Annotated in this window: 24 protein-coding genes, 1 tRNA gene and 1 pseudogene; 15 read left to right on the forward strand and 11 right to left on the reverse strand. The window is 73.5% G+C overall.

Annotated features, from left to right (window positions below):
- Positions 1–8 precede the first annotated feature (8 nt).
- Complete coding sequence (locus ACIQ9P_RS07155) at positions 9–335, reverse strand: hypothetical protein (protein ID WP_402351020.1); 327 nt, start codon at positions 333–335, stop codon at positions 9–11.
- A 188-nt stretch (positions 336–523) separates the two neighbouring features.
- Between ACIQ9P_RS07155 and ACIQ9P_RS07160 the strand changes: the two genes are divergently transcribed.
- Complete coding sequence (locus ACIQ9P_RS07160; RefSeq protein ID WP_402351023.1) at positions 524–1,375, forward strand: helix-turn-helix domain-containing protein; 852 nt, start codon at positions 524–526, stop codon at positions 1,373–1,375.
- Positions 1,376–1,389: 14 nt separating this feature from the next.
- A complete protein-coding gene (locus ACIQ9P_RS07165; RefSeq protein ID WP_402351027.1) occupies positions 1,390–1,587 on the forward strand; it encodes a DUF397 domain-containing protein in 198 nt (65 codons plus the stop codon).
- A 577-nt stretch (positions 1,588–2,164) separates the two neighbouring features.
- On the opposite strand, the gene ACIQ9P_RS07170 is transcribed toward ACIQ9P_RS07165, so the two are convergent.
- Positions 2,165–3,136 (reverse strand): DUF5937 family protein, encoded by a 972-nt coding sequence (locus ACIQ9P_RS07170; RefSeq protein WP_402351030.1) that lies wholly within the window; start codon positions 3,134–3,136, stop codon positions 2,165–2,167.
- A gap of 89 nt (positions 3,137–3,225) precedes the next feature.
- Here ACIQ9P_RS07170 and ACIQ9P_RS07175 point away from each other — a divergent pair, with 89 nt between their 5' ends.
- Entirely contained in the window at positions 3,226–4,461 is a 1,236-nt protein-coding gene (locus ACIQ9P_RS07175) for an MFS transporter (protein ID WP_402351033.1), read from the forward strand.
- Between the two features lie 124 nt (positions 4,462–4,585).
- Positions 4,586–5,041, forward strand: coding sequence for a carboxymuconolactone decarboxylase family protein (locus ACIQ9P_RS07180; RefSeq protein ID WP_402351036.1), 456 nt, complete (start codon positions 4,586–4,588; stop codon positions 5,039–5,041).
- A gap of 68 nt (positions 5,042–5,109) precedes the next feature.
- Here ACIQ9P_RS07180 and ACIQ9P_RS07185 read toward each other — a convergent pair whose 3' ends face one another.
- Both ACIQ9P_RS07185 and ACIQ9P_RS07190 read right to left on the reverse strand, forming a co-directional pair.
- Positions 5,110–5,496 carry an ArsR/SmtB family transcription factor gene (locus tag ACIQ9P_RS07185; protein WP_402351039.1) on the reverse strand — a complete coding sequence of 129 codons (387 nt, stop codon included), beginning with the start codon at positions 5,494–5,496 and terminating at the stop codon, positions 5,110–5,112.
- A 104-nt stretch (positions 5,497–5,600) separates the two neighbouring features.
- The gene (locus tag ACIQ9P_RS07190) at positions 5,601–5,735 is read right to left on the reverse strand and encodes a hypothetical protein (protein WP_402351042.1); all 135 of its coding nucleotides are present in this window, start codon (positions 5,733–5,735) and stop codon (positions 5,601–5,603) included.
- 114 nt (positions 5,736–5,849) lie between these two features.
- On the opposite strand from ACIQ9P_RS07190, the gene ACIQ9P_RS07195 reads away from it, so the two are divergent.
- A complete protein-coding gene (locus ACIQ9P_RS07195; RefSeq protein ID WP_402351045.1) occupies positions 5,850–6,269 on the forward strand; it encodes a GNAT family N-acetyltransferase in 420 nt (139 codons plus the stop codon).
- A gap of 74 nt (positions 6,270–6,343) precedes the next feature.
- Here the strand turns inward: ACIQ9P_RS07195 and ACIQ9P_RS07200 are convergent, their stop codons facing one another.
- Positions 6,344–7,882, reverse strand: coding sequence for an FAD-binding protein (locus ACIQ9P_RS07200; RefSeq protein WP_402351047.1), 1,539 nt, complete (start codon positions 7,880–7,882; stop codon positions 6,344–6,346).
- Positions 7,883–8,224: 342 nt separating this feature from the next.
- On the opposite strand from ACIQ9P_RS07200, the gene ACIQ9P_RS07205 reads away from it, so the two are divergent.
- The 3 genes from ACIQ9P_RS07205 (at position 8,225) to pgm (ending at position 10,649) form a co-directional block, all read left to right on the forward strand.
- Positions 8,225–8,304: transfer RNA gene (locus tag ACIQ9P_RS07205), tRNA-Tyr, on the forward strand.
- A 112-nt stretch (positions 8,305–8,416) separates the two neighbouring features.
- Positions 8,417–8,716 carry a YciI family protein gene (locus tag ACIQ9P_RS07210; RefSeq protein WP_402351050.1) on the forward strand — a complete coding sequence of 100 codons (300 nt, stop codon included), beginning with the start codon at positions 8,417–8,419 and terminating at the stop codon, positions 8,714–8,716.
- A gap of 280 nt (positions 8,717–8,996) precedes the next feature.
- Positions 8,997–10,649 carry a phosphoglucomutase (alpha-D-glucose-1,6-bisphosphate-dependent) gene (gene pgm, locus ACIQ9P_RS07215; protein ID WP_402351053.1) on the forward strand — a complete coding sequence of 551 codons (1,653 nt, stop codon included), beginning with the start codon at positions 8,997–8,999 and terminating at the stop codon, positions 10,647–10,649.
- On the opposite strand, the gene ACIQ9P_RS07220 is transcribed toward pgm, so the two are convergent.
- A complete protein-coding gene (locus tag ACIQ9P_RS07220) occupies positions 10,615–11,238 on the reverse strand; it encodes a hypothetical protein (RefSeq protein ID WP_402351055.1) in 624 nt (207 codons plus the stop codon). The genes pgm and ACIQ9P_RS07220 overlap by 35 nt on opposite strands.
- Positions 11,239–11,623: 385 nt before the next feature.
- Positions 11,624–13,027, reverse strand: coding sequence for a PASTA domain-containing protein (locus ACIQ9P_RS07225; RefSeq protein WP_402351058.1), 1,404 nt, complete (start codon positions 13,025–13,027; stop codon positions 11,624–11,626).
- Positions 13,028–13,384: 357 nt separating this feature from the next.
- Between ACIQ9P_RS07225 and ACIQ9P_RS07230 the strand changes: the two are divergent.
- From ACIQ9P_RS07230 to ACIQ9P_RS07240, 3 genes and pseudogenes are all read left to right on the forward strand, one after another.
- Positions 13,385–14,203: pseudogene (locus ACIQ9P_RS07230) on the forward strand (hypothetical protein); the annotation flags it as partial.
- Positions 14,183–14,593 (forward strand): carbohydrate-binding protein, encoded by a 411-nt coding sequence (locus tag ACIQ9P_RS07235; protein WP_402351487.1) that lies wholly within the window; start codon positions 14,183–14,185, stop codon positions 14,591–14,593. The pseudogene ACIQ9P_RS07230 and the gene ACIQ9P_RS07235, both read left to right, overlap by 21 nt.
- A 16-nt stretch (positions 14,594–14,609) precedes the next feature.
- Positions 14,610–16,694 carry a PQQ-dependent sugar dehydrogenase gene (locus ACIQ9P_RS07240; protein ID WP_402351061.1) on the forward strand — a complete coding sequence of 695 codons (2,085 nt, stop codon included), beginning with the start codon at positions 14,610–14,612 and terminating at the stop codon, positions 16,692–16,694.
- A 59-nt stretch (positions 16,695–16,753) separates the two neighbouring features.
- Here the strand turns inward: ACIQ9P_RS07240 and ACIQ9P_RS07245 are convergent, their stop codons facing one another.
- Positions 16,754–17,185: a hypothetical protein gene (locus tag ACIQ9P_RS07245; RefSeq protein WP_402351063.1), complete on the reverse strand. Its 432-nt coding sequence runs from the start codon at positions 17,183–17,185 to the stop codon at positions 16,754–16,756.
- A 230-nt stretch (positions 17,186–17,415) separates the two neighbouring features.
- On the opposite strand from ACIQ9P_RS07245, the gene ACIQ9P_RS07250 reads away from it, so the two are divergent.
- Complete coding sequence (locus ACIQ9P_RS07250) at positions 17,416–17,979, forward strand: dihydrofolate reductase family protein (RefSeq protein ID WP_402351066.1); 564 nt, start codon at positions 17,416–17,418, stop codon at positions 17,977–17,979.
- Here the strand turns inward: ACIQ9P_RS07250 and ACIQ9P_RS07255 are convergent.
- Positions 17,936–18,451, reverse strand: a complete 516-nt coding sequence (locus tag ACIQ9P_RS07255) for a helix-turn-helix domain-containing protein (protein ID WP_402351489.1) — start codon at positions 18,449–18,451, stop codon at positions 17,936–17,938. The two genes, ACIQ9P_RS07250 and ACIQ9P_RS07255, sit on opposite strands and share 44 nt — an antisense overlap.
- Positions 18,452–18,740: 289 nt before the next feature.
- Here ACIQ9P_RS07255 and ACIQ9P_RS07260 point away from each other — a divergent pair, with 289 nt between their 5' ends.
- Entirely contained in the window at positions 18,741–19,133 is a 393-nt protein-coding gene (locus ACIQ9P_RS07260; RefSeq protein ID WP_402351069.1) for a hypothetical protein, read from the forward strand.
- A gap of 277 nt (positions 19,134–19,410) precedes the next feature.
- Positions 19,411–21,060, forward strand: a complete 1,650-nt coding sequence (locus ACIQ9P_RS07265; protein ID WP_402351072.1) for a hypothetical protein — start codon at positions 19,411–19,413, stop codon at positions 21,058–21,060.
- 43 nt (positions 21,061–21,103) lie between these two features.
- Here the strand turns inward: ACIQ9P_RS07265 and ACIQ9P_RS07270 are convergent, their stop codons facing one another.
- Positions 21,104–21,703 carry a TetR/AcrR family transcriptional regulator gene (locus tag ACIQ9P_RS07270; protein WP_402351075.1) on the reverse strand — a complete coding sequence of 200 codons (600 nt, stop codon included), beginning with the start codon at positions 21,701–21,703 and terminating at the stop codon, positions 21,104–21,106.
- Between the two features lie 111 nt (positions 21,704–21,814).
- On the opposite strand from ACIQ9P_RS07270, the gene ACIQ9P_RS07275 reads away from it, so the two are divergent.
- Entirely contained in the window at positions 21,815–22,867 is a 1,053-nt protein-coding gene (locus ACIQ9P_RS07275; RefSeq protein WP_402351078.1) for an alpha/beta hydrolase, read from the forward strand.
- A 177-nt stretch (positions 22,868–23,044) separates the two neighbouring features.
- Here ACIQ9P_RS07275 and ACIQ9P_RS07280 read toward each other — a convergent pair whose 3' ends face one another.
- Positions 23,045–24,910 (reverse strand): IPT/TIG domain-containing protein, encoded by a 1,866-nt coding sequence (locus ACIQ9P_RS07280; protein ID WP_402351081.1) that lies wholly within the window; start codon positions 24,908–24,910, stop codon positions 23,045–23,047.
- Positions 24,911–24,912: the final 2 nt, after the last annotated feature.

Below are 24,912 nucleotides of genomic sequence, written 5' to 3' on the forward strand. Positions count from 1 at the left end.
ATCTCCGGTCAAGCGGCTTCGGCCCGGTCCAGTGCGGCGGTACCAGGTCGCGCGAGCCAGACCAGTCTGGCGGAGAGGCCGGGCCGCTCCGCGAACACGCGAAGGGCCCGCTCGGGCGAGGCGAGCGTCATCCGCGTCCGCCCGTCGACGACGAGGAGGTGCGTCAGACCGTCGTCGTCGGCGAACCCCCAGGCCGCAACCCACCCGTCGGCGCCCTGGCCGCCGACGTCGTACACCTGGACCACGGCGAACTGCCTGGGTGCGGTGTCGAGCACGAGCCCGCACAGCTCCTCGTCGAAGGAGGGGAGGGAGTTTTGCGAGGGCACAGCGGGCATGGAAGTCTCCTGCCTGTGAGGGAGTTGAATGCCGAGCTGCCACCACCAGTGGCAGTCCACAACCCTGATGCACGATCAAAAGTAGCCAGTCGGTAGTATGTAGTCCACCGCCTTGAGGGAATCCATGGCGCCATCACTCCAAAGGGTGAGCGGGCCCGTCCGTGGTGGGCGAAGGAAGGGAGCAGCGGATGCCGCCCAGCAAGGTCCCGCCGAGCATTCGGCAGCGGCGACTCGGCGCGGAGCTGCGCCGGTTGCGCGAGCAGGCGGGTCTGTCGGTGACGCGCGCCGGGGAACTGCACGGCACCCAGCAGTCCCGCATCAGCAACATCGAGTCCGGGGGATACCCGGTGAGTGCGGACCGGGTCCGGGCGCTGGCCCGCCTCTACGGCTGTGCGGACGACGCTTTGGTCGAGGCGCTCACCGGCATGACCGGCGGTCGCACGCGCGGATGGTGGGAGGAGTACCGCGAGATCCTCCCGGCCGGGGCGCTCGACCTGGCGGAACTCGAACACCACGCGGTCTCGATGCGGATCATCTCGGTGGTTCACATGCCGGGTCTTCTTCAAACCGCCGAGCACGCTCGCGCACTCTTTCGTGATGTGGTCCCACCGCTCTCCCCGCCCGAGGTGGAGCACCTGGTTTCGCATCGCATCAAGCGGCAGGCCGTCCTCTTCGGTGCGAGCCCGACTCCGTTGTCGGCCGTCGTCCATGAGACAGCTCTGCGCATGGAATTCGGCGGCCCGGAGGTTGCTCGCGGTCAGCTGGAACACCTGCTGACCGCGAGCGAGTACCCCCACATCGACCTGCGGGTCATCCCGTTCGGCACGGGGAGCTTCCCGAGCTCCGGTGCGGCGATTGTGTACTTCGGCGCCGAGGTGGCGCGCCTGGACAGCGTCCAGGTCGATGGGGACAGATTCGAGTTCATTGACACCGAGCCGCAGCTGATCAAGTATCGAGCTGTGCTGGATCGTTTGGACGCGAGTACGCTCGGGCCTGGCGCTTCCCGAGACCTCATCCGCCGTGTCGCCCAGAGTATTTGAGACGGGAAGAATTCATGACCGCGTACAACTGGCAGAAGTCCTCCTTCAGTGGCGACACCGCCAACTGCCTCTACCTTGCGGCTGCGCCCGACGGTGCCGTCAAGATCCGGGAGAGCGACGAGCCCGACACCGTCCTCACCACCACGCCGGGGCGGCTGCGGGCGCTTCTGCTGGGTGTCAAGGCGGGGGAGTTCGACCACCTCGCGCAGTAGTTGCCACACTCCTCCATCGGCGTACGTCAGCTTGGCGCGCTGTTGGCCCGGGTCCCCGTTGGTGAGGACGGCCGGTCGCGGTCCCCGGGGAACGCGCCTCAGGGCGTCCAGGCAGGGGAGGACGTCGGGGTAGCACTGCCAGGACTCCGCGAACGGCCCGAGGTAGCGCTCGGCGACCCAGGCGTCCAGCAACTCGGGCGTGCCGGGGACCGGCTCGCCGAGTGCCGGCAGGAAGGAGCGGACCCGGCGGCGGTGGTGCTCGGCGAAGGAGTACTCCCCGGCCCAGTACTCCCGCATGTGGCGGGCCTCCAGCGCCCACCACAGGGCCACCAGTTCCGTACCTGGCCGACGGTCCTCCTTCTTCCCGCCTGCTCGCCCGACCTCGACCCCGTCGAACGGGTCTGGGTACACGTCAGACGCGGCCCCGCCGACCTCGCCGCCATGGCCCTCGACCGACTCGAAGCCCTCGTCCGCAACCGGCTCAAGCGCCTGCGGTACCGGCCCGACACCCTCGACGGCTTCACGGCGGGCACCGGTCCGAGCCCCGACATCCCGACATCACCCCGACGAGCCGAGGTCAGTAGCGGACCTTCAGGAGGAGTTCGGCAGCCTCGGTCCGGGCGTACAGGACCGTGCGGCCGGTACGGTGGCGGGCGGTGAGGCCGGCCTCGCGCAGCGCGGTGAGGTGGTGCGACACGTTGGCCGCCGACAGGTCCAGCCGGGCGGCGAGTTCGATGGTGGCGGAGGGGGAGTCGAGTTCGGCCAGCAGCCGGGCACGGGTGCGGCCGATCACCCGGGCCAGGCCGTCCGGGACGGCGGCGCCGGAGTTCTCCCAGAGCGTGGCCACCCCGCGCGGCGGGTAGACCAGGCCGGGCTGCCAGGGCGGGTTCTGCTGGGAGTAGACGCCCGGCCAGGCGAAGACGGTGGGGGCCAGCACCAGGCCGCGCTCGCCGTCCAGCCGCCGCTGCACGTCCACCCGGTGGCCGATCCGCAGCGTGTCGCGCTCCCAGCTCACCTGCGGGTGCAGGTCGGCGAAGAGCGCGGCCGGGCCGCCGGTCGACATCTGACGGGCCCGGCGCAGGATCTCGCCCTCGGTGAGGCGCTGGATGCGCGGCCAGTGCGGGGCGATCGCCGCCGTCCAGTACGCCAGCAACTCGCCCGCCAGCCGGGCCAGGCCGGCCCCCGGGTCGGCGTACAACTCGGCGACCATCGGCGGGAGTTCACCGGAGAGTCGGGAGAGGTCGCGGCGCACCGCGGCCGGCTCGGTGGCGGCCAGCGCGGCCACCGCCTGTTCGATGGTCGGCGAGGTGTCGACCGGGACCGGGGTGAGGAAGTCCGGCACGTACACCGTGGGCAGCCGGATCAGCTGGGAGAGCAGCGCCCAGTCGACCCCGGCCAGCCGCTGCCTGGCCTGCCGCACCCAGGGCAGGTGGACGGCGTGTCGACCCGGTTCCTTCAGCACCTCGACGCTGGTGGCGACTTCGGAAAGCGGCGAGCAGGCGAACCTGGTCCGGGCGAGGTCCTGGGCGGAGAACTCCCAGACGAGCACGGCGGGCCCCCGGTGGGTTCAGGTCAGCTGAGGATTCGACCAGGATCGAATCCGTTTCCGACGACGATCATGCCAGCAATGCTCGTGCCATGACCACCACGACACTCCCCCCGCTCCGCGACCGCCTCGGCCTGCCGACCACCGCCGGCCGCAACCGCCTGGTCGGCGCGCACCTGATCGACAGCCTCGGGACCGGGCTGATCCTCGCCTTCACCCTGGTCTACTTCGCCCGCAGCACGGGCCTGGGCATCGCCGCGATCGGCGCCGCCGTCACCACCGCACGGCTGCTCGCCCTGCCCACCGCGATCGGCGTCGGCCCGCTGATCGACCGGTACGGCGCCCGGGTGGTGGCAGCCGGCGGCAACGCGCTCTCCGCGGTCGCGTTCGGCGGCTACCTGCTCGCCGGGCAGCTCTGGCAGATCGTGCTGGCCTGCCTGCTCGCCCAGATCGGCCACGCCGCCTACTGGACCTCCAGCACCGGCTTGGTGGTGCTCGCCGCCGCCGAGGGGGAGCGGCCCCGCTGGTTCGCGCTGGTGCAGACGCTGCGCAACGCCGGGATGGGCCTGGGCGGGGCGCTCGGCGCCGTCCTGGTGGGCGACGGCGGTACCGGCGGGCTGCGACTGCTGGTGGTGCTCAACGCGGCCAGTTACGTGGTCGCGACGGCGCTGCTCGCCACCTGGCGGCCCGAGCCTGCCCCCGCTGCCGACGCTCCTGCCGCTGCCGAGCCCGCCGCGGCACCCGGCGGCTACCTGACGGTGCTGCGCGACCGCCGGTACCTGCTGCTGGTCGCGGTCAACCTCACTTTCGTCTTCGGCTCGATGATCCTGAGCATGCTGCTCGCCGTCTACATCACCGAGGGGCTGCACCGCCAGGCATGGGTGGCCGCCACGCTGCTGGTGCTCAACGGCCTGCAGGTGGTGCTCACCGGCAGCGTGGTCGCCGGGCGGCTGGAGCGGTTTCGCGCAACCCGGGTGATCGCCGCCGCCTCGCTCGTCAACGCCCTCGCCTTCGCGCTCTTCGCCGCCGTCGCCACCGCCCCCGGCTGGGCCGTCGTCACCGGGCTCTACGCGGCGATGTTCGTCTACAACCTCGCCGAGACCATGGCCACCCCGTTCCGCGAGGAGCTCAGCGTCGCCTTCGCCGACCCGGCGCTGCGCGGCCGCTACCTCGCCGTCTACCAACTCTCCTGGAACCTCGGCCAGGCGGCCGCCCCTGGCCTGCTCACCCTGCTGCTCAGCCGCGGCGCCGCCCTGCCCTGGCTCTTCCTGCTGCTGCTCTCGCTGCTGGCGGTGCCCGGACTGCTGACGTTGGAGCGAATGCGCTGACGGACTGTTCACTTGCAGAAGGGCGGGAGAGTTCGACCACCTCGCGCAGTAGCTGTCACATTCGTTCGTCGGCGCGCGTCAGTGCAGTGACCGAGTACGGGGACGGACGGAAAGAGGACAGATCATGACCGACGCGCGGATGGCGAACCCGGCCGTGGTGATTCCGGAGGCGATGCCGGCGATCCTCGGGGTCGTGAAGGCGGCGAAGAAGGGCGGCGTGCCGGAGGGCGTGCTGGAGCTGGTGCACCTGCGGGCGAGCCAGATCAACGGCTGCAGCTACTGCGTGGTGGGCGGCGTCGCGAGTGCGAAGAAGAACGGGGAGACCGACGAGCGGCTGCACGCGGTGGCGGCGTGGCGGGAGGCGCCGTTCTTCACGGAGGCCGAGCGGGCCGCGCTGGAGCTGTCGGAGCACGTGACGCGGCTGGCGGACCGGGCCGTGGTGCCGGACGAGGTGTGGAACGCGGCGGCGGAGCACTTCGACGAGAAGCAGTTGGCCTCGCTGGTGCTGTGGATCAGCCTGACCAATTTCTTCAACCGGATCAACGCCACCACCCGCCAGCCCGCGGGCGACACCTGGTAGGCGGGGGAGGAGCGGCCCGGGTCGGACGGCGGGGACCGTCGGGCCCGGGCTGGGCGGTCCGGGGCGGGTCAGCCGACCGGGATGTCGACCGGGGCGTCGGTCGGGACGTCTGCGGGGGCGTCGGCCGGGGTGCCGCGACGTTCGTCGTCGCGGGCGCCGGAGAGGACGGCGTCGAGCAGGCCGGGGTAGCGGGCGTCGAGGTCCTCACGGCGCAGCCGGAGGAGGTTCTCCCGGCCGGACGGCAGCTGGTGGATGACGCCGCTGTCGCGCAGCACCCGCCAGTGGTGGGTCATCGTCGACTTGGCGGTGATGCCGATCGCGGTGAGCACGCTCCCGCAGTTGTGCGCGCCGCCGCCGTTCAGGACCCGGACGGCGGAGAGGCGGACGGGGTTGCCGAGGGCGGTCAGGACGTGTTCGATCCGGATCTGCTCGCGGTCGGGGTGGCGGTAGCTCATGGCCCCACCGTAACGCGGGGTGCCTGCCGTCCGGCCGTGGCGTCGTCCCAAGTGGACGCGGGGAACGCCGGGTTGCGAGGATGCGAGGTCGGGCGCCGGGGCGGTCACGGCGGGCCGGTGTCGGCGCCCGGGCGGGCGGCGGGGATGCCGGGGGCGCCGGACAGGACCAGCAGCGCGGCCAGGACGCGCCGTACCGGGGTGGGGCCGAACTTCGTGCGGAGGCTGTTGCGGGGGCTCATGTCGTGAACGACCGCCGGGGTAGCCCGCGGGGTTGCGCCGCCGTCGCCGTGGTGCCCGATGGGGAATCCCCCGGGGGCGAGCCCGGGAGGCGGGCGGCGCGTATGCTGTAATCCATGAATAGCGATAATGACCCTTACGAGGTGCGGGCCGGTGTCCCCGATGTGGAGACCTTCCGGCGGCTGCGGACGGCGTCCGGTATGAGCGACCGCCCGGCCGCCGCGGTGGCCGCCGGGCTGCCGAACACCTGGTTCGGGGTGACCGTCGAGCACGAGGGTGCGCCGGTCGGGATGGGGCGGATCATCGGGGACGGCGGTGTGATCTATCAGATCGTCGACGTGTGCGTGCTTCCCGAGCACCAGGGGGCCGGGCTGGGCAAGCGGATCATGGCGAGGCTCACCGCCGAACTGGAGCGGCGTGCGGAGAAGGGCGCGTACGTGTCGCTGATCGCCGACGGGGAGGCGCACCGGCTGTACGCCCAGTACGGGTTCGTGGGGACGGCTCCGGCCTCGGTCGGGATGCACCGGCTGGTGTGAGCCGGGCCGGTGGGGCCCGCGCGGTGGGGCCCGCGCGCCCGCCGGGTGGGCGGCGGGTCGCGCGGGTCGCGGTGTCAGGAGTGGATGCCCTGGCCCGGGGTGAGGATCCCGGCCGGGTCGAAGCGGTGCTTGGCCGCCACCACGCGCCCCCAGCGGGTGCCGTAGTGGCGGCGCCAGTCGGCGTGGGTGACGTCCGGGATCGCGCCGATCAGGTACCGCTTTCCGCCCAGCTGCACGGCCCGGTCGTACAGTCGGCGGTTGCGCCGCAGCGCGGCGGCGTGGTCGGCGCCCGGGAGCGGGAAGGACAGCAGGTCGAAGTGGAAGCCGACCGGTTCGTCCGGCATCACCGTCATCGGGCGGGTGAACACATCGGTGCGGAACGGGTAGAACAGCAGCAGTCCGGCGCCCAGGTCCTCCGGCGTCAGCAGGGCGAGGGCCTCGCGGGTGAAGGTCCCGGCGGTCGAGGCGGGCAGGAAGAGGCTCATCCAGGGCTTGGGCTGCGACCAGAGGCCGGCCCCCTTCAGGAATCCGGCGAAGGCGTCCACCCGGTAGGCGTACTCGCGCGCCGTCTGGTCGGTGAAAGTGGTGTCGGCCGCGACGCAGCGCAGGCCGCGCACCAGCTTCGCGCGGTCCGGCGCGGCGGCGCCGTCGTAGAGGACGACGCCCTCCACCTTGTAGCGCCAGCCGGTCCCGGCCGCGTCGCGGGACACGTCGCCGACCTGGAGGTCGAACCGCCGCTCCAGCATCACCTTCTTCTGGTCCGCGAGGTAGGCGTCCAGGTCGTCGTAGAACAGGTTCAGGACGAGCGCCCGCTCCCGGGCCCGCACCAGGCGCAGGGTGGCGCGGACGATGAGCCCGGCCTGCCCGCCGCCGCCGAGCACGGCCTCGAACAGCTCGCGGTTGGTGCTCGCCGAGGCGGTCACCAGTTCGCCGGTGCCGGTGACGACGTCCACCGACTCGACCGTGTCGACCTGGAAGCCGTGGCGCTGCACGCCGCCGCCGATGCCGCCGACGCTCAGGGTGCCCCCCACCGACAGGTGCAGGTAGTCCGTCAGACAGGGCGGCATCCAGCCCTGGGCGAGGGCGGCGTCCGTCAGCTGCGCCCAGGTGACGCCGGCCTCGACGACGGCGCGGCCGGGGCTGATCCGGATGATCCGGTCCAGCCCGCGGGCGTCGATCGCCACGCCGCCGCGCACGCCGGCCTGGCCGTAGCTGGAGTGCGACTCCAGTTCCGCCGCGCTGCCGGTGCCGCTCTGGCCGTTCATCGCGACCGGGATGCGGTGACGGCGGGCGAAGGCGACCAGGGTGGACACGTCGCGGACGGAGCCCGGCCGCAGGACGGCGCGCGGGGTGGCGGTCACCAGGTGCCCGAAGTCCCCGCCGAACCGGGCCGGGGTGTCGCCGTCGGCCACCAGGGTGCCGTCCAGTCGCGGCAGCGCCGCGAGCGCGGCGGTGTCGGCGGCGGGAGGGGCGGTCCCGGTGGTCCCGGCGCCGGGAGCGCTGTCCGGGGCGGGGGCCTCGACGGCCCAGGAGCGACCCACCGTGTTCCACCCGACGACGGTGGCCGCCGTACCCACGATCACGCTGCGGCGGGGCAGGGCTGACTTGCTCATTTCAGATTTCTCCGATCAATCGTCATATGAGCAGTGTTGTATCGCAGTCCGTGCGTCCGCGGGGTGCCGGTGGGCAGCGGAACGGTTCGACGGTGGCCGGTCCGGCGGTGCCGTCCGTCCGGAGTGCGGAAAGTGGTCTACACCACATCGGGGGTCGGGGGTAGGGATCCGGACACCCGTCCGTCCCGCCCGGCATGCTCCCGACCAGGGGGGACGGCCGTCCGACGGGGTGTCGGAGGGTCTCTGCGGGGGCTTCCGGTGGCCGGAAACCCGGTTGTCCGCCCCCGGTGCCCCGGGGGAGAGTGGAGGTGTCGGGATCAAGGAACGGAGCCCGACGACCGAGGGCGAGCTGGGCCTGGGAGAGCCCAAGGGCCTGTAAAGCCCCCGCTTCGGCTGTGATGGTTCGAATCCATCCTCGCCCACCCTCGGACCGCTGTACGCGTTTTGGCGCTGTAGCGCGGTACGGCCATGGCGCCGGTCCGCCCGGGTCCGTCCACCCGGGCGGACCCGGGCGCTCCGGATAGGCTCGGGACCATGTTTGTCCTGGAACTGACGTACACCGTGCCGCTCGACCGGATCGACGCCCGCCTGCCCGCGCATGTGGAGTGGCTGAACCGCCACTACGCGGACGGCACCTTCCTCGCCTCCGGCCGCAAGGTGCCGCGGGACGGCGGCATCATCCTCGCCGTCGGCGAGGACCGGGCGGCGATCGAGGCGCTCGTCCGCACCGACCCGTTCGCCCTCGAGGGCCTGGCGGCGTACACCGTCACGGAGTTCCTCGCCACCGTGGTCGCCCCCGTCCTGGAGTCCCACCGGCAGCGGCTCCCCGGTTGAGACGCCGGGCGGCCGCCCCTTCGGTCCGCCCCCTTCGGCCCGCCCGCGCGGCGCCGCCGGGGTCCTGGCGAACCGTGGGCCGATCGCCCGCCGGGTGACGGTGCGGCGCCGGCGCGACGGCGTTCCGGTGGCGGCCCGGTGTCGTCCGGGAAACGGCCGGGCGCCTCCCCGCCCCGGTTCGGAGACCGGTCGTGCACTGGCTACGATCGGTGAGCACGGGGCAAGGAAGCGCCGGGCCGCGAGCCGGGCGCACGGCGAGACATTCCAGTGGGAGAAGACGATGGCACACGCACGGGCCGGTCAGCCGGCGCAGGCGGGCGACCTGGTGGACGTCGCGAGGCTGGTGACGGCCTACTACACGCTGCACCCGGACCCGGAGGAGCCGGGCCAGCGGGTCGCGTTCGGCACCTCGGGCCACCGCGGTTCCTCCCTGGACGCGGCTTTCAACGAGGACCACATCGCCGCCACCACCCAGGCGATCTGCGAGTACCGGGCGGCCGAGGGCATCACCGGTCCGCTGTACCTGGGTGCCGACACCCACGCCCTGTCCGAGCCGGCCAGCGCCACCGCCGTCGAGGTGCTGGCGGCCAACGGCGTGACCGTCCTGCTGGACAGCGCGGGCGGCTACACCCCGACCCCCGCCGTCTCGCACGCGATCCTCGCCCACAACCGCCGCAGCCCGCAGTCGCTCGCGGACGGCATCGTCGTCACCCCGTCCCACAACCCGCCCCGCGACGGCGGCTTCAAGTACAACCCGCCGAGCGGCGGCCCGGCCGGCTCGGCGGCCACCGGCTGGATCCAGGACCGCGCCAACGCGCTGATCCGCGAGGGCCTGCGCGGCGTCAAGCGGGTCCCGTACGCGCGCGCCCTGGCCGCGGCGACCACCGGCCGCCACGACTACCTCACCTCCTACACCGAGGACCTCGTCTCCGTCCTCGACCTGGACGCGGTCCGCGCGGCCGGCCTGCGGATCGGCGCCGACCCGCTCGGCGGCGCCTCCGTCGCCTACTGGGGCCGGATCGCCGAGACCCACCGCCTCGACCTGACCGTGGTCAACCCGGTCACCGACCCGACCTGGCGCTTCATGACGCTGGACTGGGACGGCAAGATCCGGATGGACTGCTCCTCGCCCGCCGCGATGGCCTCGCTGATCGCCCGCCGCGACGAGTACGACATCGCCACCGGCAACGACGCCGACGCCGACCGGCACGGCATCGTCACCCCGGACGGCGGTCTGATGAACCCGAACCACTACCTCGCGGTCGCCGTCGACTACCTCTACCGCCACCGCGCCGACTGGCCGGCCGACGCCGCCGTGGGCAAGACTCTGGTGTCCTCCTCGATGCTGGACCGGGTCGCCGCCGACCTGAAGCGCCAGCTGGTGGAGGTCCCGGTGGGCTTCAAGTGGTTCGTCGAGGGCCTGCTGGAGGGCTCGATCGCCTTCGGCGGCGAGGAGTCGGCGGGTGCGTCGTTCCTGCGCCGCGACGGCGGGGTGTGGACGACGGACAAGGACGGCATCCTGCTCGCCCTGCTGGGCGCCGAGATCACCGCCGTCACCGGCCGCACCCCCAGCCAGTACTACCGCGACCTGACGGACCGCTTCGGCGCCCCCGCCTACGCCCGGGTGGACGCCCCGGCCGACCGCGACCAGAAGGCGCTGCTCTCCCGGCTGTCGCCCGAGCAGGTCAAGGCCGGTGACCTCGCGGGCGAGCCGGTCACCGCCGTGCTCACCGAGGCCCCGGGCAACGGCGCGGCCATCGGCGGCATCAAGGTGTGCACCGAGAACGCCTGGTTCGCCGCCCGTCCGTCGGGCACCGAGGACGTGTACAAGATCTACGCGGAGTCCTTCCAGGGGCCCGAGCACCTCGCCCGGGTCCAGGAGGAGGCACGGGATCTGGTCAACGAGGTGCTCGCGGGACAGTCGTCGGCCTGAGGGCTGACGGTCCGACGGTGCAACAGCAGGCCCGTGGGGGGCCGGACCGACTCGGTCCGGCCCCCCACGGGCCTGTGCGGTGCTTCGGGGACCAGGAGAAGTTCAGGGCGTGGACGTTGGGGGAGTTGAGCTTGATCCGGGCCTCGCCGGTGACGCCCTCGTAGGCCCTGGCGCCGCCGGTGACGACGCCGGTGAAGGCCCCTTCGTCACTCGCCGGAGGAACGGCGTCGGCGCTGAGCGGCCGGCGGGTCGTGAAGGAGATCATGCCCTTGGTGTCGCCGTCAGCGATGTCGACGAAGCCGCTGCAGACCGCCACGGCGGCGTCGGACCGCTGCTTTGCACAGCTGACCTGGGCTTCGCCGATCACCTTGTCATCGGTGTCCTTGAGCTTCGCCGAGCCGCCGAAGCTGTCGGGGAACGAATCCGGGAGACCGCCACCGCTGAAGTCCAGGACGAGCGCCTGGACCGGGGCCGCACGGTGCTTGGCCGGGCTGGTGGCGAGGGCGGGCAGGCTGAGCGCGGCGACCGATCCGGCGACCAGGCCGGCGACCGTCAGGGCGATGACACGGGGGGAGACAGTACGTCGCACGACAACGCCAGGGGGACGGCCGGGCCGGTCGCCCGGTTCGGATACCAGCCGATCACAGTTCCCCGCCGGGAAGAGGCCACCGGTCGTCACTGCGGGTGACCGTCGGATACCCCAACTCGTTATGGGATCAAGCGGCTTGAGCTCCGAAGGAGGTGCGGCCGGGGGTCACGGTCCGCAACGGAGAATCATCAACATGGCGCAAGGGGCGGCCCGCGCGGTTCACTTGCTCGGCCGATGGTGCGGCGCCCGGACGATCCCGCCTTCCGGGCGGGCGGACCGTGGGCGCCGACGGCCCGACGCTCGGGGGAGGGGTTCTCGACCCGGTGACTCGGCGTCATGTGGGTCGCTGGGCGCCGGGCACGATCCGCTTCCCGTCGTCGCCGGGTCAGCGGATGACGGGGGCGGCCACGTACCAGAGTGTGATCGGGGAGTCCAGGGGCACCACCGTGCCCGCGGCCGGATCGGTGCGGAGCGTCTGGTCCACGGGATGGTCGGGGTCGGTGGTGGCGGAGGATGTGACCTTGGTGAAGTCGAGGTCCCGCAGCCACTGCTCGGCGTCGCCGCGGGTGCGGCCCGCGAGGGCGGGAACCGGCGCCCGGCCGTCCGAGACCCGCAGGACGACGGTGGCGCCCACCGGCACGGCGGCCCCGGTGGCCGGTTCGCTGGCGATGACCTGACGTGAGGGCAGTCGGCCGATGGCGACGGTGACGGGGGCGGAGCGCAGGCCGAGCTCCTTGAGCTTGGCCTCGGCGGTGGTCCGGTCGAGACCGGCCAGGGCCGGGAGCACGACCGTCCGGGGCGGAGTGGTGACGGTGATCGTGATGGTGGTGGTGGGGGGCCGGGTGATGGTGGACTTGGACGAGGTGGGGGTGGAGGGCTTCACCTTCCCCCCGTTGCCACCGCCGCCCCCGTTGCCGCCGCCCCCGTTGCCACCGGTGTCGGGGTGCACGCTGGTCGGGGCGATCGGTGGCGGGCTGAGCAGCGCGGAGGCGGTGCCGGCGCCTGGCCCCTTCGTGGAGGTGTCGCCGTTCCGGCCGAGCCCGAGCACCGCTACGACCGCCACCAGTACCGCCACGACCGCCACCAGCACCGCGATCACCAGCGGTCCGCAGCCACCGCCGGTCCGGGCGTCCGGCCGACCGATGCGTTCCGGCGTGCCCGGCCGCTGCGGCCGCCCCGGCGTCGACGGCCGACCCGGCGAGGGCCGACCGTCGCCGCGGCCGCCGTTGCCCCCGTCCCCGCGGCTCCCGTCGTCGTCACGATCGGGGTCGAGGTCGGGTTGCCCGGGCACGTCCACCGCGAACGCGGCGCAGGCCGCGCCCTGGTGGGCCGAGGTCGCGGCCACCCGCAGGGCGACGCCGAACCGGGAGGGCAGCGCGCCCTGCGCCCGGCCCACCAGGTCGGCGGTCGGCACGCCGAACCGGGAGGCGATGTCGAGGCCGAGCCCGGCCAGGTCGAGGGGCACGGTGTACCGCAGCTCGACCCGGCGGGTGGCCCCGGAGGCGAGCGGTGCCTCGGCCGACCGCCGGTCGAAGTCCAGCCGCCCCCGGACGGGTTCGACCGGTTCGAGGTGGAAGCCGGTGGCCCGCGGCCCGGCGTTGCACACGAGCAGGTCCACCAGCACCGTGCCGCCGGCCACCCCGAACCGGCGCTCCGGCTCGCACCAGGCCCGCACCCCGGCGTCCGCCCCGGCCCGCAGATCGGTGCCGCAGTACTCGCCCGGGCAGTAGACGCCCAGTCGTTCGACCCCGTCCGTCCGGGTGCCGCACAGTTCGCAGGACAGCGCCATGGTCCCCCCTCGGTCCCGGCCCGCCCCGGAGGTACCCGGCCCGCCGCACCGGGAACCACCGCCGCGCGCACCGGGACCGGCCCGTGACCGGTCGACCGCGCACCCGTCACCGACCGTTCGAGGCGGCTCCCGGTCGGTCGGGGCGCCGGCGGCGCGGCGGAGGCGGGTCGGCCGGGGTGGCGCGGATAATTGGGAAAGTTTCCTAACCAAATCTCTTGACCGTGGATTCTCACGCCGGGATTCTGTACGTCACCCGCCCTGACGGTCCGTCCGCCCCCGGGCTTCCCCCCCCACCTCGCCGTGCCCCCGCTGTCCTGCTGCTCTTCCGCCGGCGACCCCCCGTCCGCAAGGAGCCATGTGAACAGGCCCACCCGTCGCACCGTCCTCGGCGCCGCGCTCTCCGCCGTCACCACCGTCGGACTCCCCCGAACCGCAGCCGCCGTCGCCCCCGTCGCCGTCCCGTCCGCCGCCCTCAGCGTCTCCAGCTGGCAGCAGCGCTGGGCCCCGTCGGCCGCCACCGACGGACTCGCCGCCTTCGAGACGATCGAGGACGACCGCGCCGACTCCCACCCCGCCGGTCACCCGCACATCCGGGCCGAGAACGACACCTACCGCTGGACCATGCACACGGTGGACCGGGACTCGGCCACCGACCGGCAGCGGCACGAGGTCACCGGTATGCGCAGCCCGGCGGGCGGCGCCTTCCTGGAGTGGAAGGCCGGCCAGACCTGGCGGACCACCTACTCCCTGTACATCCCGTCCGAGCTGAAGGCCACCACCGCCTTCACCCACATCATGCAGATGAAGCAGCCCGGCAACGGCACCTCCCCGATCGTCGTCCAGTCGCTGCGCCGGGTCGGCGGAGCGCAGACCATCGAGCTCCAACTCCCCATCAGCAACGTGCTGGTGGGCCGCACCAGCCTGGATCCACTGCACGACCGCTGGGTGGACGTGGACTTCCGGATCACGGTCGGGGACGGTTCCTCCGGTGCGGTCCGGTGGATCCTGCGCAGCGCCGGCGCCACCGTCGTCGACGTCGAACGGACCGGCGTCGACACCTTCCTCGCCGACCGGGTGCGGCCCAAGTGGGGCATCTACCGCTCCCTCGGCGACACCTCCGGCTCGCTCCAGGACTGCTACCTGCTCACCAGCGCGATGCGCGGCTATCAGCTGGTGGCCGCGCCCTCCGGGGTCTTCCGGGCGGACGAGGCACAGGTCTCGCGGGGCACCCTCGACACCGACCACACCGGCCACAGTCGCACCGGCTTCGTCAATCTGGAGAACACGCCCGGGAGTTACGCCGAGTGGACGGTCCCGGCGGCGGCCGCCTCGACGGCCTCGCTGGACCTGCGCTACGCGAACGGCACCGCCACCGCCCGCCCGATGGACATCTCCGTCAACGGCACCCGGATCGCCGCCGGGCGGGCCTTCCCGCCGACCGCGAACTGGGACACCTGGGCCACCGCGACCCTGCCGGTCTCCCTCAAGGCCGGGGCCAACACGGTCCGGTTCACCTCGACCACCGCCGACGGCGGCCCCAACCTCGACCGGATCACCGTCCGCTGACCCCCAGGAGGAACGCATGCGTCCGACCATCGCCGGCGGCGTGGGACTCGCCGTCGCCGCACTGATCGTCGCCACCGCGGCCGTCCCCCCGGCCCAGGCCGGGCCCCGCTCCGACGCCGCCCCCGCCGCCGCTGTCGCCGCTGTCGCCGCGAGCACCGACTACCAGGCCGAGGCCGCCGTCGTCGTCCAGGGCGCCGTGGCCACCAACCACACCGGGTACACCGGCACGGGCTTCGTCGACTACACCAACGTCGCCGGCTCCTACGTCGAGTTCACCGTCACCGCCGGCACGGCCGGTGCCGCCACGCTGGTCCTCCGCTACGCCAACGGCACCGCCACCGACCGGCCGATGGACATCTCCGTCAACGGGACCGTGGTCGCCGCCGGAGTCTCCTTCCCGGCCACCGCGGACTGGAACACCTGGGCCGACCGGACCCTGAACGCGTCGCTCCGGGCCGGGGCCAACACCGTGCGCGCCACCGCGACCACCGCCAACGGCGGCCCCAACCTGGACCGGCTCACCGTCGCCCCCGCCGCCGACACCACCGCGCCGAGCCGTCCGGGGCAACCGTCCTGCACCGGTGTCGGTCCCAACGGCCTGACCCTCGGCTGGCCGGCCGCCACCGACAACGTCGGCGTCACGGCCTACGACATCTACGAGCACGGCAACAAACTGGCCGAAACACCCGGCGACACCACCAGCAAGGCCCTCACCGGCCTCGCTCCCGGCACCACCTACAACCTCAGCGTGATCGCCCGGGACGCGGCCGGAAACGCGTCCCCGGCGAGCGTCGCCGTCGACTGCACCACCGGCGCCGGTACCGACCCGGCGCCCAGCGCGCCCGGCACGCCCACCGTCTCCGCCGTCACCGCCACCTCCGCCAAGCTCGGCTGGGGCGCCGCCACCGACGACAAGGGCGTGGTGGCGTACGAGGTCCGCAGCGGCGCCGCCGTACTGGCGACCGTCACCGGCACCCCGCCGGCGACCACCACCACCGTCACCGGCCTGGCCTGCGACGCGCCGTTCACCCTGACCGTGGTCGCCAAGGACGCCGCGGGCGGCGTCTCCCCGGCCTCCGCCCCGGTCTCCTTCACCACCGCCGCCTGCACGGCCGACGGTGGCGTCCCCGGCTCGCCGGCCACCCTCAGCAGTGGCTGGACCGTGCCCTGGGGCATCTCCTGGATGCCGGACGGCGCGAGCGCGCTGGTCACCGAGCGGGACAGCTTCAAGGTCTTCAAGCAGGGCAGGACCGGCACCAGGACGGAGGTCGGCAGCGTCCCCAACGCCGTCACCACCGACGGCGAGGGCGGCCTGCTCGGCGTGGCCGTCGACCCCAACTGGTCCACCAACCACTACGTCTACTTCATGCACACCGCCGCCGAGGGCAACCGCATCGTCCGCATGACGTACAGCGGCAGCGCCCTCTCCGGCTACACCGTCCTGCTCCAGGGCATCAAGAAGAACCGCTACCACAACGGCGGCCGGCTGGCCTTCGGCCCGGACGGCTACCTCTACGCCAGCACCGGCGACGGCCAGACGCCCGACCTCGCGCAGGACAAGAACTCCCTCAACGGCAAGATCCTGAGGATGACCACCGCGGGCAAGCCCGCGCCCGGCAACCCGTTCGACAACTACGTCTACAGCCTCGGCCACCGCAACCCGCAGGGCCTCGCCTTCGACCGCAACGGCCGGCTCTGGGAGGCCGAGTTCGGCGACTCCAAGTACGACGAGCTCAACCTGATCAAGCCGGGCGGCAACTACGGCTGGCCGACCTGCGAGGGCACCTGTTCCACCTCCGGCATGACCAACCCCAAGGCCAGCTGGCCCGTCAACGTCGCCTCCCCCAGCGGCATCACGATCGTCCGCAACGTCGTCTACATGGCGGCGCTGCGCGGCACCCGGATGTACCGCATCCCGATCAACGGCGACACCGAGTCGGTCGGCACCGCGACCTCCTACTACGTCGGCACCTACGGCCGGCTGCGCACCGTCAGCAAGGTCCCCGGCGCCGACCAGCTCTGGCTGACCACCACCAACGCGGACAACAACGGCAACCAGCCGGACGGCTCGGACAAGATCTTCCGGATCACCATCGGCTGACCCGCCGCCGCCCCGGGGCCGCGCCGCCCACCCGGCGCGGGCCCGGGGCCCCGGCACGTCTACAGCTCGAAGTCCTCGGCGAGCCGCTCCCAGGGGAGGTCGCGGAGCGCGGCGTCCCCGTCCTCGCCAGAGGGGAGGACGGGGGTGGCCTGGAACCACACCAGGGTCAGGGCGGAGTAGTACGACACCGCGTCCCGGTCCGCACCGACCGGTCCGGAGGTGAACCGTCCGACGCAGGTCACGGCGGGCAGGGTCTCGACCGGGCCGAAGGCACCCGGCGGGACGTCCGGCAGCTCCCGGACCGGGGCGACCAGACGGACGGGCGAGGACGGCGCCGCGTCGCGGGCGTCGGCGAGCGCGCGCTCCAGCTTCCGGTCGTTGAAGCGCCGGAACGGATATCCCTCCAGCAGACCGCCGTAGGTCGAGGACAGCCGCACGGTCGACAGCTCGATCGAGCGGCCGGAGGAGAGGAGGACTCGCGTCAGTGCCATGGCGCCCAACCTAGCGACGCACCTCACCGCGTGCCGACCGGTTTTCCGTCCACGGCCGAGGAGGGCAACGCGCCCGGCCGGCTCACCGGAATCCGAGTCGACCCGTGCGACAGCCCCGGATCCGTTCTTCCACGGATGACTCCGTCCGGGGGATCCCGTCGGGCAGGACGCCCCGCGCCGTGTCCGGCGGCCCTACTGTCGGGAGCCGGTGACGAGGAGGAGGGCCGACCATGCGCAAGGTCACGTACTCGATGGGCATCTCGCTCGACGGCTACATCGTCGGGCCCGACGGCGGGTTCGACTGGACGGAGCCGGACGAGGAGGTGTTCCGGCTCGCGATCGACGAGATCCGTGGGGTGGACGTCCATCTGATGGGGCGGCGGTTGTACGAGACGATGCTCTACTGGGAGACCGCCGAACAGGACCAGTCGCTCGACGAGGCCGAGCGGGAGTGGACCGCGCTCTGGAATCCGCTCCCCAAGGTGGTGTTCTCCAGCACTCTGTCGGAGGTGCGGGGCAATGCCCGGCTGGCCACCGGCACGGTCGCGGAGGAGATCGCCCGGCTGCGGGCGGAGCCGGGGGAGGGGGAGATCGCCATCGGCGGCGCGACCCTCGCCGCGGCGGTGGCGGCGGCGGGCCTGATCGACGAGTACCGGCCCCGGGTCCACCCGGTGCTGGTCGGCGGCGGTATCCCGTACTTCCCGCGGCACGAGCGCCGGGAGGACCTCGAACTCCTGGAGACCCGCACCTTCACCTCGCGGGTCGTCCACCTCCGCTACCGGGTGGTGCGCTGAACGTCCCGGCCTGGGGGAGCGCCGGTCGGGGGTCGGTCGCCGCGGCCGACGGGTGGAGGTGGGTCAGGCCGAGGGTGCCGGTGGTGCCGAGGACGACGCCGAGGAGCAGGCTGAGCGTGTGGGTCCGGATCCGGTGTCCCCGTGCGGTGGGCGCTGTGGCGGGCACGGGTGGCGCCGCGGGTGCGGGCGCGGCGGGTGGTTCGCCGCCGACGGCGGCCGTCCAGCGCCGCCGCCACGCCGCCTCGTCGCCGCCGCAGGCCCGGACGAAGGCGCTGGTGGTGGGCCAGGACGGGATCCGCGCGCCGGAGGCCGCCTCGTGGAGCGTGGTGTGGGAGATCGAGCCGGCCGCCCTCGCCATGGTGCGGAAGGACGGATTCCCGGCCGCCAGGCGCAGCCGGCGCAGTTCGGTGGTGAGGCCCTCCGCCGCCGCGGACGTGCGCGCGCTCCGCGCGGGACCGGAGTTCCGTTCCATCACGACACCCTCCGTTGCCAGCTGTCTGATCCTCGGGTACGGCTGCCTGTTCGTCGCGTACGGATCGTATCGACGGACGGCGGCCGGTCCGGACCGGCCCGGACCCCTCCGGACGGTCGCGGACGTTGCCGGACGGCCGCGGACGTTGCCGGACAGTCCCGGACGCCGTCAGATGCTGTCAGTTTCCGTCAGGCGGTACCGAACGCCGCCGGTGGTCGGGTCAGCTGTTCCCGCCGCCGGGAACGACCCCGGCGGAGCGTCAACGGTGGTACCGGACAGAGGAGTCGGCATGGTCAAGGAGATGCTCGGGAAGATCGGCCGTCGGGGCGCCGCGGCGGCCGCGGTGGTGGCGGTGGCCGCGGGTGCGGTGGGCGTCTCGGCGGGCAGTGCGTCGGCCGAGGGCTGGTACGCGCTGCGTTACCACGCGAGCGGTCACGGGGTCGGCGTCTACGCGCAGCAGTACTCCTGGACGCCGAAGGTGGCGGGGGACGTGTACTCGTACACGTGGTCGTCGGACGAGATCTACATCCAGTGCTGGGTGCGCGGCGAGACGATCAACAACCAGGGCAACGTCTGGTACCGGATCGGCGGCACGAACGGCACCTACTTCGGGACCGCCTACGTCTACGGCGCGTACGCCGACGGCAACTGGTACTTCCACAACGGCCTGCCCGAGTGCTGACCGGTCCCACCCTGTCGGCTCCGCCCCGTCCGTCCGCCGGACGGGGCGGAGCCGTGTTCCGGTGACGACCGCCCGGTGACGACCGCCCGGCGTCGACCGCCCGACGGGATCCGGACGGGCGGGCCTCCGGAGGCCGTGGGTTCGAGCCGTTCCCCGTGCGGGGTGTGGCCGGTTCGGATCACCGGCCCCGCGCGGGCGCGGGCGACGGACTACGTTCCGGGGCAGGGAGGCCCGCCCGTCCGGGGGCGGCCGGTGGAGCGAGCGGGGAGCACGGCGGATGGCCGATCAGACGGTGGACGACCGGAACCTGTGGCGGTCGGTGTACCGGCCGGAGGGCGGCTGGGGTCCTGATACGCGGTTCCCCGGTCACCGGAGCGCGGCCGAACCGGTGCTGGTGGCGCTCGACGACGAACTGCTGTGCCTGCACCGCGGCGAGCCGTACGGCAAGGGCGAGCACGACGTCCTCGACGTGCGGTGGACCGGGCTGGTCCCGGCCGGGGCCCGGCAGCGGGCGGCGGAGCTGGACGCGCTGAAGGACGGACTGAAGGACGCGGCCGGGCGGACGGACCCGGATCCGGGGATCGCGGCCGCCGAGGCGGCGCTGGCGGAGGCGGTCACCTGGGCCCCGGACGCCGTTGTCGGTACCGCGGTCCACTACCAGGACGGGACGACCCGGGTCCGGTACGAGAACGCGGTGAGCACCGGCACACCGGCGGCGGCCGCGCACGACGGCGCTGTACACGTCCTGCTGACGGTGCGGGACGCCGAGGACCCCGACTCGCCGACCCGACCCGTGGAGCTGACGTACGGTCGGCCGCCGGGGGCCGGAACGGACGCGGCCCGCGTCTGGCGGGAGGGTCACCCGCTTCCCGTGCCCGGAGCGACGGGGGCGGCGGCCCTGGTCTCGTTCCGGAGCGTGCTGCACGCCTTCGTCCCGGACCCCGGTGGTGTTGTCCACTGCGTCCGTGACGACGTGTCGGGGCGGTGGCGGCGAGTGGAGGGGCAGGTCGAAGCGCCGGCGAGGGCGTCGTTCCTGGCCGCCGCCGTGCACCGGGACGGCATCCACGTGCTCGCCGGGGACGACAGCGGGGACGGCGACGGGTCCGGCCGGCTGACACACCTGGTGTTCGACGGCACGGTCTGGACGGCGCTGGTCGCGCTCTCCCCGGGCGTGCCCGCCCGCAGGGGCGCCGCGCTGGCCTCCTTCGACGGTGCCCTGCACGCCGTCTTCCCGGGCCGGGGCGGCAGTCGGCTGTTCCACACCGTGTTCGACGGTGGGTCCTGGTCGGAGCCGGCCGCGATCGAGGGCCACGACTCCCCGTACGCCCCGGGCCTGCTCGCCCTGACGGACGGGCCCGAGGACGACCGGAGGAGCGCGCTGCTGATGGTCCACCGGGGGGTGGACACCTTCGTCCCGCCGCCGCGACCGGCCCCGCCCGCCGCGCCGGCGGTGACCGAAACCGGCCCCTGGATCGTCGGCCCCACGGTCGAGGGCTACGGCGGTGGGCGCTGGTCGCGTGCCCGCTCCCACCTGGAGGCGGGCCGCGCCGTCTTCGACGACGGCGGCGGGGGCACCACGGGCATTCTCGTGGAGGCCCTCGTCCGGGCCGAGTACTACTGGGGTTTCTGCTATCTGGCCGACACCGCCGGGATCGTCGGCCGGGCCGAGCTGTACGCGGTCGCCGCCGGACCGGACGGCGACGAGGCGCTGGAGCACCTCGCCGACCAGGACCGGCACTTCTCGGCGACGGCCGCTGCCGTCTCCCGCACCACCCTGACCTGGACCGATCTGGACCCCGGGACGTACGAGATCCGCTTCACCGGGCGGCGCGGTGGCGGCCACTGGTCGGGTGGCCCCGCCGACGGGGTGAACGTCGACAGGGGCGACGCGGACCTGGCTGTCTCCAGCGTCCGCGTCACCGTCTGACCCGCCGCCGGGGCCCGGGCGGCAGCCGCCCGGGCCCGGGCGTTCAGGCCCGGCCCCGAAGGCCGTCCAGGACGGTGTCCGCGAGGCGTTCCGGCAGGTCCGGCTCGATCGGGCGATGGCCGAGCAGGGCCCGGGTCTGGAGGGGGGAGCAGAGCAGCTCCAGGGCGAGACCGGTGTCGGTGCCGGTGGGGAGTTCCCCGCGTTCGACGGCCCGGTCGACGATGGCGCCGGCCATTTCCAGGCGGGACTGCCAGAAGGTCTCCCACGCCTCGGCCAGGCCGGGGTCGTCGGAGCTCAGCGCGGCCGCCCGGGCGACCGCGCGTCCGGCCGGAGTGCCGAGGTAGTCGGCCAGAGCCCGGGCGAAGGCGGCCAGGTCGGTGCGGACGTCACCGGTGTCGGGGACGGGGATGCCCTCGGTGCTCCCGGCCAGCATGGCGTCCAGCACGAGTTTCTCCCGGGTGCCCCAACGCCGGTACACCGTGGTCTCGTTGACGCCCGCCCGGGATGCCACCGCGGCGATGCCGAACTGTGTGACGCCCTCCTCGGCCAGTACCTCCAGGGCGGCGGCCAGAACGGCCTGGCGGACCCGCGCGGCGCGGCCGCCCGGGCGGCGGCGGATCGGCTCCGCGTCTTCCTCGGTCATGTGGTGATCACCTCGGCCATCACCTTAACGCAAGTCTGCTTGCGTTAGATGCTGTCCAGGCGCATAGTCATTAAAGCAAGTGTTCCGGCTTTAAGAGCAATGGGAGGCATCATGTCCTTCACCTGGCCCGTCGACCCGCAGGACCTGTTCGTCGAGCGGCACCCCCAGATGACCCTCGGTCTGCCCGTCGAGGAGGTGGACGCCGTCCGCGCCGCCGTCGCCGAGATGTGGCCGGACCGGCCTGGCGGCTGGGTGTACGAGTGGTCCGCCCTCGGGGCCCGCTACGCCGCGGCGGGCAGCCACCGCCTGGCCGCGCAGGCGTACGGCTGGGCCAAGTTCCCCGCCCTGGCCGACGATCCGAAGCGCACCGCGCTCGCCCGCCAGGTCGAGCAGTACGTCCTCGCCGCCCCGGACTTCCCGGTGGGGTTCGAGCGCCGCACGCTCACCGTCCCGTACCGAGGCGGGGAGGCCCGCCTGCCGGTCCATCTGATGGCGGCGCCCGGACTTCCCGCCGCCGCGCCGGTGGTCCTGGCCAGCGGCGGGGTGGACTCGTGGAAGACCGACCTGCACGGCATGTGGGAGCAGCTCGCGCTGGCCCTGCCGGCCCGGCTGCTGCTGTTCGACCTCGCCGGCACCGGGGAGACCGCCCATCTGCCGATGACCCCGGAGGGCGGGGCCGAGGTGATCGCCGGGCTGGTCGCCTTCGCCCGCACGATCGGCAACGGCAGGGTCGGCCACTTCGGAATCTCGATGGGCGGCTACTACTCCGCCCGGACCGGACTGACCGGCGCGGTGGACGCCGCCGTGGTGCTCGGCGGCCCGGTCGAGCGTTCCTTCGCCCCGGGCCGCGGCTTCGCCTTCGGCATGGACGGCATCGTCGGCAACGCCCTCGGCTTCGACGCGCTGCCCGGTACGGCCGAGCGTGAGGCCGCCTTCGCCGCCTTCGACCTGCGGTCACTGCTGGACCAGGACGCCAACGGGCCGATGCTGGTGGTCAACGGCACCGAGGATGTCCATGTGCCAGTGGAGGACACCCTGGTGTTCGAGGGCCGCCGGGACACCGGGGTCGTGCTGATCCCGGACACCGGCCACTGCGCCATCTCCCGCTTCGGTGAGGCGATGGCCGTGATCACCCCCTGGCTGGCGGACACCCTGGCCCGCTGACCCGCGCCGGGTGTTCGCCGCCGGACCCGTGTTCCTGAGGCGCGGCGACGCGCGGACGCTCGCGGAGGTACGGCGACGTGCGGAGGTACGGCGATGCAGGAGGCTGCCACGGCACCGTGGCGGCCTCCTGCGGTCGTTCGCCGTGTCGGCCGATCCGGGTCGGCCCGATCGGCGGGGTCAGCCGATCCGGATCAGCCCGGCGGTGGCGGTGGCGGGCTGGAGCGCGGGGGTACCCGCGTAGGTGGCGGTGTAGCCGAGGTTGAGCAGGACGGTGAGCACGGGGCAGGCACCGGTGCAGGCGGCGGTACCGTTCGCGCCCGTGACGGCGGTGCAGACGGTGGTGGAGCCGACGGCGAAGGTGATGGAGGCTCCGGCCACCGGTCGGCCGGTGACGGTGTCGGTGAGGGTGGCCGACAGGTTGAGGTTGACGCTCAACTGGCCGGGGGCGATGGAGAGCAGCAGCGGGGCCGCCGTGAGCCGGGTGGTGTCCCGGGTGTAGGTGTAGCGGTCGGCGGCGGTGGCCGCGCTGGTGCCGGCGGGGGTGGTGACGGTGAGGTCGACCGGTCCGGCGGCGCTCGCGGCGGGGGCGGTCGCGGTGATCCGGGTGTCGCTCTCGACGGAGAACGACGCGGCGGGGGTGGCGCCGAAGGCGACGGCGGTGGCGCCGGTCAGATGGGTCCCGGTGATGACGACGGCGGTGCCGCCCGCGGCCGGGCCCTGGGTGGGCGCGATACCGGTGACGGTGGGCGCCGGGTCCTGGTAGGTGTACCGCCCGGCGGGGACGGTGCGGCCCGCGGCGGTGAGGGTCACGTCCACGCCGCCGGCCGGGTGCGGCGGGGCGGTGGCGGTGACGGTCGTGCTGTTGACCACCGTCACGCCGGTCGCGGGGGAGCCGCCGAAGCTGACCGCCAGGGTCCCGGCCAGGTGGGCCCCGGTGAGGGTGACGGTGGTGCCGCCCGCGCTGGGCCCGTGGTCGGGGGTGAGGGCGGTGACGGCCGGTGCGGCGGGTGCCGTCGCCAGGGCGAAGGGGGTGTTCCCGACCGGCACGGTCGCGGTCACGGTGTTGGTGGCGCTGTCGATCACGGACAGACTGTTGCCGCCGCCGTTGGTGACGTACACGGCGCCGCCGTCCGGGTCGGCCAGCACGGCGGTCGGGATCGAACCGACGGGCACGGTGGCGACGACGGTGAGGGTCGCGGTGTCCACGACCGACACCGTGTTGGCGTTCTCGTTGGCGGTGTACACGAGGCGTCCGTCGGGGGAGACCGTGACGCCCGCCGGGCCGCCGCCGACCGGGACGACCGCGCCGATGGTGTCGGTGGCGGTGTCGATCACCGAGAGGTTGTTGCTGTTGAAGTTGGCGACGTAGACCTGCGTCCCGTCGGGGGCGACCGCCAGCCCGCTCGGGGTCCTGGCATCGGGCCTGGCGACGGTGGCGGTGACGGTGTTGGTGGCGGTGTCGATCACCGACACCGAGCTGCCGACGAAGTTGGCGACGTAGGCGCGCCGGCCGTCCGGGGTGAGGCCGATGGCGAAGGGCTGGTTGCCCACCTGCACGGTGGCGGTGACCGTCCGGGTGGCGGTGTCGATCACGTCCACGCCGCCGACGCCGGGGCTGACGAACCGGCCGACGTAGGCGTGCGCGCCGTCCGGAGCGAAGCTCACCGGGCCGGGGAGCCGGCCGACCGCGATGGTGGTGGTGACGGTGTTGGTGGCGGTGTCGATGACCGAGACCGAGTCCGAGCCGTTGTTGGTGACGTACACCTGCGTGCCGTCGGGGGACACCGTCACGCCCTCGGGGAAGGTGCCGACCGGGACGGTGGCGAGGACCGTACCGCTCGCCGGGTCGTAGGCGGTGACGGAGTTGCCGCGCAGGTTGGCGATGTAGACGGGCCGGACGGCCGGTTCCGCCTGCGCCGTCGCGGCCGGGAGGACGGCGCCGAGCGCGCCGAGCACCGCGGTGGCCACGGCCGCCGCCGTACCGCGCCGCAGTCTTCGCCGCCACCTCGGCCGACCCACCCTGCTGTCGGGGACCAGTGCCATGT

It is taken from the genome of Kitasatospora sp. NPDC094019 (genome assembly GCF_044764505.1).
GTDB lineage: Bacteria > Actinomycetota > Actinomycetes > Streptomycetales > Streptomycetaceae > Kitasatospora.